Consider the following 9,238-nt stretch of genomic DNA (forward strand, 5'->3'; position numbering starts at 1 on the left):
GGCCGTAGAGTCGGCGCCCCGGTCACCTGTCCCCGCCCTCGGGCCGGGCGGTCCGGGCGGTGCGGCGGCCCCGGTACACCTCGGCGAGCAGCGGGAGCAGCGACACGACCACGATCAGCGCCACCAGTGGCAGCAGGTAGTGGTCGACGTTCGGGATCGTCGAACCCAGCCCGTAGCCCGCGAGGGTGAGGCCCACGCTCCACACGAGCCCGCCGACGGCCTGCCAGAGGGTGAACGTCCGTACCGGCACCTCCAGCGCGCCCGCCAGCGGATTGAGCACCGTCCGGACCACCGGCACGAACCGGGCCAGGACGATGGCCTTGGCGTAGCCGTAGCGCTCCAGCAGTTCCTCGGCGCGTTGCGCGCCCTCGCGCAGCCGCTGCGAACGGCCGCGGGCCAGCATCGTGGCGCCCGCCTTCCGGCCGAGCAGATATCCGCACTGCGCCCCGGCCAGCGCACCCGCCGCGGCCGCGAGGAGCAGCGGGCCCAGCGACAGGTGCACGGTCCCCTCGGCGGTGCCCGTGCACAGCAGGCCGGCCGTGAACAGCAGGGAGTCGCCGGGCAGGAAGAACCCCACCAGGAGCCCGGTCTCGACGAACATCACCACCCCGACGCCCAGCACGCCGAAGGCCGCCAGCAGGGAATGGGCGTCGAGTACGTTCACGGCCAGCTGCGAGGCGGCGGTGATCGGTGTCGTCATGGTCGGAGGGCCTCTCCTGGGAAGATCCGACAGGGTCACGGTCACACGAATGACTACAGTCCTGTAGACGTCTGCTGGCACTGTAGACGATCGCGCGGTACGGCGTGCGCCGACGGCCCGGCCGCCGGGCCGGAAACCCTCCTGCCTATCAGCACGCCGACCGGCCTGAACAGGGCCTTCGCCGAGGTGTTCAGGTTGCGGTCAGGTTGGCCGCGCGCCGATGAAACTCATGCACCAGAAGCCCCAAAACAATGGCAAAGGCCTCTGTGGCACCGGGGATCCGCCGTGTCATCGTGCCGCTCATGACCACAGAGCACCTCCTCGACGACCGGCCCCGTGTTCCGCTCCGCGCCATGGCGAACAAGGTGCCGGAAGTGACCGTCTACTTCTGGATCATCAAGGTGCTCACCACCGGGATGGGCGAGACCGCCTCGGACCTGCTCGCCCACGTCCTCGGCCCGGTGCCCGCGGTCGCCCTCGGCGGTGTCGCGTTCGCGGCCTCGCTGGCCGTGCAGTTCGCCGTCCGCCGCTACATCGCCTGGGTCTACTGGACCGCCGTCGTCATGGTCAGCGTGTTCGGCACGATGGCCGCCGACATCCTGCACGTCGGCCTCGGCGTGCCCTACACGCTCTCCACGCCCTTCTTCCTCCTCGCCCTGACCGGGGTCTTCGCCCTCTGGTACGCCGTCGAGCGGACCCTGTCCATCCACAGCATCCGCACCCGGCGCCGCGAGGTCTTCTACTGGGCGGCCGTCCTCGCCACCTTCGCGCTCGGCACCGCCGCCGGCGACCTGACCGCCACCGCCGGCCTCGGCTACCTCGGCTCGGCGGTGCTCTTCGCCGCCGCCATCTGCGTGCCCGCGATCGCCCACCGGGCCGGCGCCCTCAACGCGGTGGCCGCCTTCTGGACGGCCTACGTCATCACCCGCCCGCTCGGCGCCTCCCTCGCCGACTGGATGGCGATCACCCCCGCCCGCAGCGGGCTCGGCCTCGGCCTCGGGCCGGTCACCCTCGCCTGGACGGTCGCCATCGTCTGCTTCGTCGGCTACCTCGCCGTCTCCCGCCGGGACACCGCCCCCGCCGCCGGTTGATCTACAGTGCTGTAGAAATTCCTCCGGGGAGTGATCACCGGACCAGCCCGCCTTCCGGCCGAGTCGGCCGGAAGGCGGTGTTCGTGCGACAAGGAGCCAGGGCACCACGATGCCGGAGCAGTACGACCAGACGAACGCCGTCGAGTTACGATCCGTCCGTCCGGACCTGGCACAGCGGTGCCGTGCCGTCACGGAATCCCGCTGGTTCGCCCTGACCGTCTTCGCGGTGATCCTCCTCAACGCCGTACTGCTGGGCGTGGAGACCTACTCCGGCCTGGTCGAACGGTGGCAGTTCTGGCTGCGGCTCGTCGAACACGCCTGTCTGGCCGCGTTCACGGCCGAGATCCTGCTGCGCCTCGGCGCGCACGCCGACCGCCCGCGGGACTTCCTCAAGGATCCCTGGAACCTCTTCGACCTCGCCGTGGTGCTCTGCGCCTTCCTGCCCGTCGTCCGCGAGAACGCCACCGTGCTCCGGCTGCTGCGGCTGGCCCGGGTGCTGCGCACCGCCCGCTTCCTGCCCCAACTGCGGATCGTGCTGGTCGCGGTGGCCCGCAGCCTGCCCGGCACGCTGAGCTTCCTGCTGGTCGGCGCGCTGCTGCTGTACGTGTACGCGATGGTGGGCTGGGTCTTCTTCGGCCGCCACGACCCCGGGCACTACGGCTCCATCGGCCGCGCCGTCCTCACCCTCTTCCTCCTGATGACCCTGGACGGCATCGGCGACGCGGTCCACGCGGGCCTGGAGATCTCCCGCTGGAGCCTCGTCTACTACGCCTCGTACGTCCTCATCGCCTCCTTCGTCCTGGTCAACGTCCTGATAGGCGTGGTCATCACCTCCCTCGACGAGGCCCGGGAGATGGAGCAGGAGACGGCCGAGGCCTCCCGCCCGGCCGCCGCCCCGGCCGACGGCCCGCTCCTCCTCGCCCGCATCGCGGCGGCCCGCCAGGCCCTGGACGCCCTCGAACGCGACCTGGTCGGCGCCCCGCCGGAACAGCGGGACCACCACGCGGACCTGACCGGCCGTTGAACAGCCGGACCGCAGGCCACGTACCAGTCGACGTGGACGGCGCGGTGCTGCCCGGAAGAGGGGTCGGACGATTTCCGTGGATTCGAGTCGCCCGGTCGGCAGCGCCCTCGACCTGGCACCCCCGGTGCTCCGGGAGGAGACGGCGAGCACGGCGCGCGTCCCTCGGCAGGTGGCCGGCCTGGACGGGCTCCGTGGCCTGGCGGCACTCTATGTGGTCCTCTTCCACTGCTGGCTGTACACCTTCCCCGGCTACCCCGACAGTTCGGCGCCCTTCTGGCTCGACGGGCTGATGTTCGGACGCCTGGCCGTCGTCTTCTTCCTCGTCCTGTCCGGGTTCTCCCTGGCGATCTCCCCGGCGCGCCACGGCTGGCGGCTGACCGGCGTCGGCGAGTTCCTGCGGCGCCGCGCCTGGCGCATCCTGCCCCCGTACTGGGCCGCACTGGCCCTGAGCCTGGCCGTCTCGTGGTTCGTCGTACCGGCCTCGCACTTCGGGCCGCCCACCGGCGCGACGGCCTTGGTGTACGGCCTTGTCGCCCAGGACGTGTTCACCGCCCCGACGCCGAACGGCGCGTTCTGGTCGATAGGCGTGGAGGCCGAGCTGTATCTGCTCTTCCCCCTCCTCCTGTTCCTCCGCCGGCGCCGGGGTGCCGTGGTCCTGGCCGTGTGCGTGACGCTTCCGGTGGCCGCCGGAGGGCTGCTGGCGGCGCACGCGAACCCGGTGGAGGGCGACAACTGGCTCGCCCCGCACCTCGCCCCCGTGTTCGCGGCGGGGGTGATCGGCGCGGGCATCGTCACCGCGTCGGACCGGGTCCGCCGCCTGCCGTGGGGATGGCTCGCCGCCCTCGCCGCACTGCCCGTGCTGGCCCTCGGCATCGTCCGGGGCTCCGTCTGGACGGTGGACCACTACTTCTGGATCGACCTCGCCATCGCCCCCGCCATGACGATGCTGCTCGCCGCCGTCGCCACCGGCCGTCCCGCCGTTCTCGTCCGGCTCCTGACCGCCCGCCCCGTGCACCGCCTCGGCGGCTTCTCCTACAGCCTCTACCTGATCCACCTGCCGATCGTCCTGGCCGTGATCCGCCGGGTGGCCCCGCACTTCGTCGCGCGCGGACTGCCCACCTTCTGCTTCACGCTCGCCGTGGCCCTGCCGGTCTCCGTGCTCGGGGCGTGGCTGTTCGCGAAGGTCTTCGAGACACCGTTCAAGCGGAACAGGTCCTGGAAGTCCCTGCTCGCACCGGGCAGTTTCCGCGGGGAACCGACGGTGTGACGTCCCCCGCGGTCATCGTGCCGCGGGCGTCAGCCCGTCGCGGCCGACTTCTGTCCGGACGGGGTGACGGCGTACCACGCGCCGTCCTTCCCCTGGCCGTTGACCTGTCCGGCCGCCGTGTCGCCGACGTACCGGTAGAGCGGCCAGCCGGAAAGCGTGAGCTGGGTGCGGCCGTTGCGGTGCACCGTGCCGAGGAGGCTCTTCTCCACTCCCGTGGTCCGCACCGAGTCCTGCACGATCACCGGGATCCAGGTCTTCGTGCACGCCCCGGAGCACGTCCACTTGGAGGGGTTCGGCTCGTCCTTGTCGTAGCGGTAGAGGGTGAGCCCCTGGTCGTCCGTGACGATGCTGCCGACGCCCTGGGCCGCCACCGCCGTCACCCCGGCCGTCGTGCCCGACTGCCCGCTCCCGGAGCCGGTGCCGCCGGTCGCGGCCGGAGCGGAGGTGGCGGGGGTCGCGGGGGCCGACGTGGCCGGCGTGACCGGGGCGGCGGCCCCGGCGGTACCGGTGCCGTCGGACGAACCGCACGCCCCCAGCAGGCAGCTGGCGGCGAGCCCTGCGGCGAGGCTCAGGACGATGCGTCGCGAGATCAAGGAGGTGCCCTTCGTCGGGAGTCGCGGTCACTCGCCTCCCTAGTACGTGGACCGGCTCCCGCCCTCTCAGCCACGGAGACCACGTGACGCAGTCTTGACCATCACTCCGTCTTCGGCGGCGCGGTGCTCGCCCGGATCACCAGCTCGGGGTCGAAGAGGAGTTCACCGACGGGGACCTCGCGGTTGCCCAGCAGCGCGAGGACGCTCCGGGCCACCTCGGGGGCGAGCCGGTCGGCCGGCTGGCGGACCGTGGTGAGCGGCGGATCGACGAAGTCCATGATCAGGGAGCCGTCGTAGCCGACGACCGAGACGTCCCCCGGAACGTCGTACCCCTGCCTCCGGGCGCCGCGGATCGCGCCCAGGGCCATGTAGTCGCTGGCGGCGACGACGGCCGTGGCCCCGCGGCCGAGCAGCGAGAGCGCGGCGGACTGGCCGCCCTCGACGGTGTACGACTGCCGGACCACCCACTGCTCCGGATCCGCGATGCCGCGCCGGGCGAGCGAGGCGACGAAGCCGTCGACCCGGCGGTCGGCCGGTCGGTTGCCGACCGGGCCCGAGGCCATGCCGATACGCCGGTGCCCGAGCCGGTACAGGTGGTCGACGGCGAGTTCGGCGGCCAGCAGGTCGTCGGTGGAGAAGACCGGGGCGTCGTATCCGCCCTCGAACTGGCCGTTGATCCCGACGAACGGAATCCTGCGGGCGCGCAGCAGTTCGTACGCCTCGGGGTCCGCGTCCTCGATCGTGTTGCTGGCGGAGAGGAAGACGACGGCGGCGACACCCCGGTCGGCGAGGGAGGTCAGGTAGTCCGGCTCCTGCACTCCGCCGGGGAAGCACGGGCACAGGATCGTCTTGAGACCGTGCGGGGCGAGCGTGGACTCGATCCGCTCGCACATGTCGGCGAAGAACGGGTTGGACACCAACTCGGTGATGATCGCGACGAGTTGGCCGCGCGTCTGCCGCTCGTACCCCAGGTCGGCCATGGCCCGCTCGACCGCCTCACGGGTCTTGCGCGACACCCCCTGGCGCCGGTTGACGACCCGGCTGACCGTGGCCTCGCTGACCTGCGCCCGGTCCGCGACCTCGGTGATGCCGACCTTCATGCGGTTCCCTCCGTCGGTCCCCTTCTCCGGCTTGCAAGATTAGGGTGAAAACTCTCAGTTCAGTACGGCATGGAGAACCACGGCGTCGTACCGCGAAGAACTGCTCCCCGCCGCACAACCTTCTGGAAAGCCGCGGGTCTGAACAAACACACACCTACGCGAACTACCGGGGGGTAGCCATGCGACGAATAGGTACGGCAGTGGTCGCGATGATGCTGGCGGGTGGTGGCCTGCTGGCCGGCACGGTTCCGGCGGTGGCCGCGCCGACGGCGGTGGACTGCGCCGTGACATGGGGCAGCCTGGCCAAGACCGGCGACTCCACCGCCTCCAGGCGGCTGACCGACGTACGGACCGGACAGCACGAGTGCTACGACCGCCTGGTCTTCGACGCCCAGGGCACGTCGGCCGACCCGATCGGCTACACCGTCCGCTACGTCGACGTACTGCACCAGGACCCGAGCGACGCCGTGATCCCGATCAAGGGCGGAGCCATCCTGGAGATCTCGCTGTTCGCCCCGCGCTACGACCCGGCGACCGGAACGCCCTACCCGCCGCTTCCGTCCGTCGACGTCACCGGGTACCGGACCTTCCGCGAGTTCAAGATCACCGGCGGCTCCGAGGGCTACACCCAGGCCGGACTCGGCGTTCGCGCCCGCCTCCCCTTCCGCGTCTTCCAGACCGCCAACCACCTCGTGGTGGACGTCGCCCACACCTGGTGACCGCACCGAGCGCCGCCGCACCCCTCGGAAGGGGCGCGGCGGCGCTCGCGCGCGTCAGATGTCCCGGAAGAGACCAGGGGGCGCGGTGACCTGCCGCGATGAGCGATTGATGACACCTGAACTGCGCGAATTGCCTTTCTGCTGCTCCATGTTCGTGCCGGTTGACGGGGGGCCGGAAGTCACAGAAGAGTCCCACTCCTGACGGACGCCCTCTGCGGTCGTCGGCGGGAGTGAGTCGGCGGTGCCCGCCAAGCCTCGGGCGCCCTATGGTGAGCGGCCCGTCGCGCGGGCCCGTCGGGCTAAGGCGCAGGAACTGATTGCCTGAAGGCGGACAAGCCGCGCTGATCGACGCCGTCACAGGAAATGATCCCTGGTCATACCGGGGCCATTTCCCTTTTCGGGCAATTTATTGTCAACCGCCGGGATGCCGCTTGGTCCCGATCAACGCCACTCGATACCGCCGTCCACCACGCGGGCGTTCGTGCTCATGAGATCGGCGAGTTCGTCGAAGAACTCCGTCAGCGAACCATGGGTCGCGAGGCGGTTCATGTCGCCGTCGCTCCATCTCCCCACCGCCCCTGTCCTGACGTCAACGAACCGTCCGTACAGTTCGTCACTGTCAGCGACGAACGGGAACCACTCGCGACGCCATACCAGGACTTCGTCATCCTCGTCGTCAGGTACGTCACCCGTCCTCTGGAAATCCATCCGCCGCCCATACACCTTGACCAGCTCGGCAGTGGAGAGAAGATGCCACCTGTGCGGTACGAAACTGCTGCCGGGGGCCGGAGACAGCCATCCCTGCCCGGTCTCCTTCATTCCCACGCCGTTGTTGATCAGAAGCCATACCCGCAACTCTTCGGGGAGCGACAGACCCAGTTTGCTCTCTTCGTGGCTGATCTGCTTCGACGTCGCGGGTGGTTGCAATGCTGCGTGGTTCTTCGGAGCATTCCGCTCCAACCATTGCGTCACGCGGCCCCATGCCCGACGCACTTCGTCCGCCCCACTTGCCATATCAGGTCCTCTATCCGGGTGGCCGGCCTGCATTGGCTGCCCCACCCCGCACGGCAGACGCCTCGTCGCGTGGTGGGAGTCCAACGATACGAACGACGTGCTTACGCACGAGCACCGGGCCCAGGGCTTCGCCCTGCGGTGCAGGCAAGCGATCGTCCGTAGCGTTCGGGCAGGCAGCGGTGGGGGAAGGCGATCCATTCGTCGTGCATCTCGCTGAGCATGGCGGTGACCAGCCGTTTGAGGGCGGCATGGCTGGGGAAGACCTGTACGACGTCGGTGCGGCGCTTGATCTCGCGGTTGATTCGCTCCATGGGACTTGCGGGCTGGATCTCCTTCTCCGTGCTGCGTTTCGCGCCCTCTCTTTTCTGAATACCAGGGCGTGGTCGTTCCTTCGCGCGAGCTCGGGGCCAGGAGATCGATGTCGTGCACTTGACGCTGAGCTGAGCAAGAGGGCCCCTTGAGGCAACTCGTCCCGGCCAGCGAGGATACGCAGGCGAGCCTGCTGCGGGCTCAGGCGAGTTGCCCTCCGCTTCACCTCGGGAGTGCACCACTCCTGACGGCGGCCAGGGCCCCGGGCAAGTTCATCGCCCCAGGCCAGAGGCCCTCCTCGCCTCTTTGACCACACCTCGGACTGGCCCATACGCGAAAGCGCGAGGCTAAGTCTTGTCCCATAAATGATCTACGGCGTGCTGGGTGACCTGGCCGCCTTGTCGGTCACCCGGCGAGGGCGAGATTGTGCAGGCGGGCGATGCCGAGCATGGCGTGGTGGACGCCGTCGCCCTTGAGACGGCAGTCTCGCAGGATCTTCCAGGTCTTCATGCGGGCGAAGGCGTGCTCGACGCGGGCACGAACCTTGCGGTGGGAGGCGTTGTGTTCCTCCTTCCAGGCCGGTAGATCGCCTTGGCCCTTCTCTCTGCGGTGTGGAATGACCAGGCCGGTGCCCCGGTAACCGCCGTCCGCAATGACGGTGGTGGTGCCCACGGCGGCTTTCACCCCGGACAGTTCCCATGCCTTGCAGTCGTTGCGATTGCCGGGGAGTGGCCGGCCGGCCGACAGCGACGACCAGGCGGGTGTCGGCGTCGATGACCACCTGATGATTGGTGGAGTATCGGTAGTTTTTCGACTGCTCGGAGATGGTGTGGTCGCGGGTGGGGACGAGCGTTCCGTCCACGATCAGTACGGTGCCCTTGCGGAATCGCTTGCGCTGCTGGAGGGCGAGCGAGGGACCGAGGTGACCGATGATGCGGTCGGCAGCCGACTTCGACACCCCGAACAGCGGCGCCATCTGCCGCAGCGTGAGGTTGGTGCGCCAGTACGCCGTGACCAGCAGGATCCGGTCCTCCAGCGGCAGACTCCACGGCCGTCCCCTACGCACCGGGTCCGCACCTTCGCGCCGCAAAGCAATGACAAGCTTGCTGAATTGACGTGGACTCAGCCCGGTGAACGGAGCTATCCAGGAAGGCTCCGACGCCGTGATCACACCAGACACGACAAGATCATGTCACTCACGACCGGCAGGCAGGCACCATCTCCTTCCAGGGCCCGCTGTCCGACCCTCGACCTACGATGCCCGGATGCAGCCACACTTCACCGGCACCGCCCTGATCACCGACGATGTTCCGGCACTCGCCGCCTTCTAAGACGCCATTTCAGTTGGCGTGATCTTGCGGCAGTCTGGGGTGATGACTGCTGCGCTTGTCGAGCGGATGGCGCCGGAAGAGCTGTGGACG

General features: G+C 69.5%; 8 protein-coding genes and 2 pseudogenes. 4 read left to right on the top strand and 6 right to left on the bottom strand.

Features of this window, described 5'->3' with window-relative positions; translation table 11 throughout:
• Positions 1 to 22: 22 nt before the first annotated feature.
• The gene (locus ACGFZS_RS45815) at positions 23 to 700 is read right to left on the bottom strand and encodes a DedA family protein (protein WP_393800176.1); all 678 of its coding nucleotides are present in this window, start codon (positions 698 to 700) and stop codon (positions 23 to 25) included.
• A gap of 302 nt (positions 701 to 1,002) precedes the next feature.
• Between ACGFZS_RS45815 and ACGFZS_RS45820 the strand changes: the two genes are divergently transcribed.
• The 3 genes from ACGFZS_RS45820 (at position 1,003) to ACGFZS_RS45830 (ending at position 4,082) form a co-directional block, all read left to right on the top strand.
• On the top strand, positions 1,003 to 1,791 hold the full coding sequence (locus ACGFZS_RS45820; protein ID WP_393800177.1) for a hypothetical protein: 789 nt from the start codon (positions 1,003 to 1,005) through the stop codon (positions 1,789 to 1,791).
• Between the two features lie 109 nt (positions 1,792 to 1,900).
• Positions 1,901 to 2,815 (top strand): ion transporter, encoded by a 915-nt coding sequence (locus ACGFZS_RS45825; RefSeq protein WP_393800178.1) that lies wholly within the window; start codon positions 1,901 to 1,903, stop codon positions 2,813 to 2,815.
• Positions 2,816 to 2,891: 76 nt separating this feature from the next.
• Positions 2,892 to 4,082, top strand: coding sequence for an acyltransferase family protein (locus ACGFZS_RS45830; protein ID WP_393800179.1), 1,191 nt, complete (start codon positions 2,892 to 2,894; stop codon positions 4,080 to 4,082).
• Between the two features lie 29 nt (positions 4,083 to 4,111).
• On the opposite strand, the gene ACGFZS_RS45835 is transcribed toward ACGFZS_RS45830, so the two are convergent.
• Both ACGFZS_RS45835 and ACGFZS_RS45840 read right to left on the bottom strand, forming a co-directional pair.
• Positions 4,112 to 4,675 carry a hypothetical protein gene (locus ACGFZS_RS45835; RefSeq protein ID WP_393800180.1) on the bottom strand — a complete coding sequence of 188 codons (564 nt, stop codon included), beginning with the start codon at positions 4,673 to 4,675 and terminating at the stop codon, positions 4,112 to 4,114.
• A gap of 101 nt (positions 4,676 to 4,776) precedes the next feature.
• Positions 4,777 to 5,775, bottom strand: a complete 999-nt coding sequence (locus ACGFZS_RS45840; RefSeq protein WP_393800181.1) for a LacI family DNA-binding transcriptional regulator — start codon at positions 5,773 to 5,775, stop codon at positions 4,777 to 4,779.
• A 179-nt stretch (positions 5,776 to 5,954) separates the two neighbouring features.
• On the opposite strand from ACGFZS_RS45840, the gene ACGFZS_RS45845 reads away from it, so the two are divergent.
• The gene (locus ACGFZS_RS45845) at positions 5,955 to 6,494 is read left to right on the top strand and encodes a hypothetical protein (protein WP_393800182.1); all 540 of its coding nucleotides are present in this window, start codon (positions 5,955 to 5,957) and stop codon (positions 6,492 to 6,494) included.
• A 441-nt stretch (positions 6,495 to 6,935) separates the two neighbouring features.
• Here ACGFZS_RS45845 and ACGFZS_RS45850 read toward each other — a convergent pair whose 3' ends face one another.
• The 3 genes and pseudogenes from ACGFZS_RS45850 to ACGFZS_RS45860 all read right to left on the bottom strand — a co-directional run bounded on the left by ACGFZS_RS45850 (position 6,936) and on the right by ACGFZS_RS45860 (position 8,997).
• Complete coding sequence (locus ACGFZS_RS45850; RefSeq protein WP_393800183.1) at positions 6,936 to 7,508, bottom strand: SMI1/KNR4 family protein; 573 nt, start codon at positions 7,506 to 7,508, stop codon at positions 6,936 to 6,938.
• A 101-nt stretch (positions 7,509 to 7,609) separates the two neighbouring features.
• Positions 7,610 to 7,843 (bottom strand): annotated as a pseudogene (locus ACGFZS_RS45855) (transposase); the annotation flags it as partial.
• Positions 7,844 to 8,222: 379 nt separating this feature from the next.
• Positions 8,223 to 8,997: pseudogene (locus ACGFZS_RS45860) on the bottom strand (transposase).
• Positions 8,998 to 9,238 lie beyond the last annotated feature (241 nt).

Origin of the sequence: Streptomyces sp. NPDC048288 (assembly GCF_043201555.1) — a bacterium.
Taxonomy (GTDB): domain Bacteria; phylum Actinomycetota; class Actinomycetes; order Streptomycetales; family Streptomycetaceae; genus Streptomyces.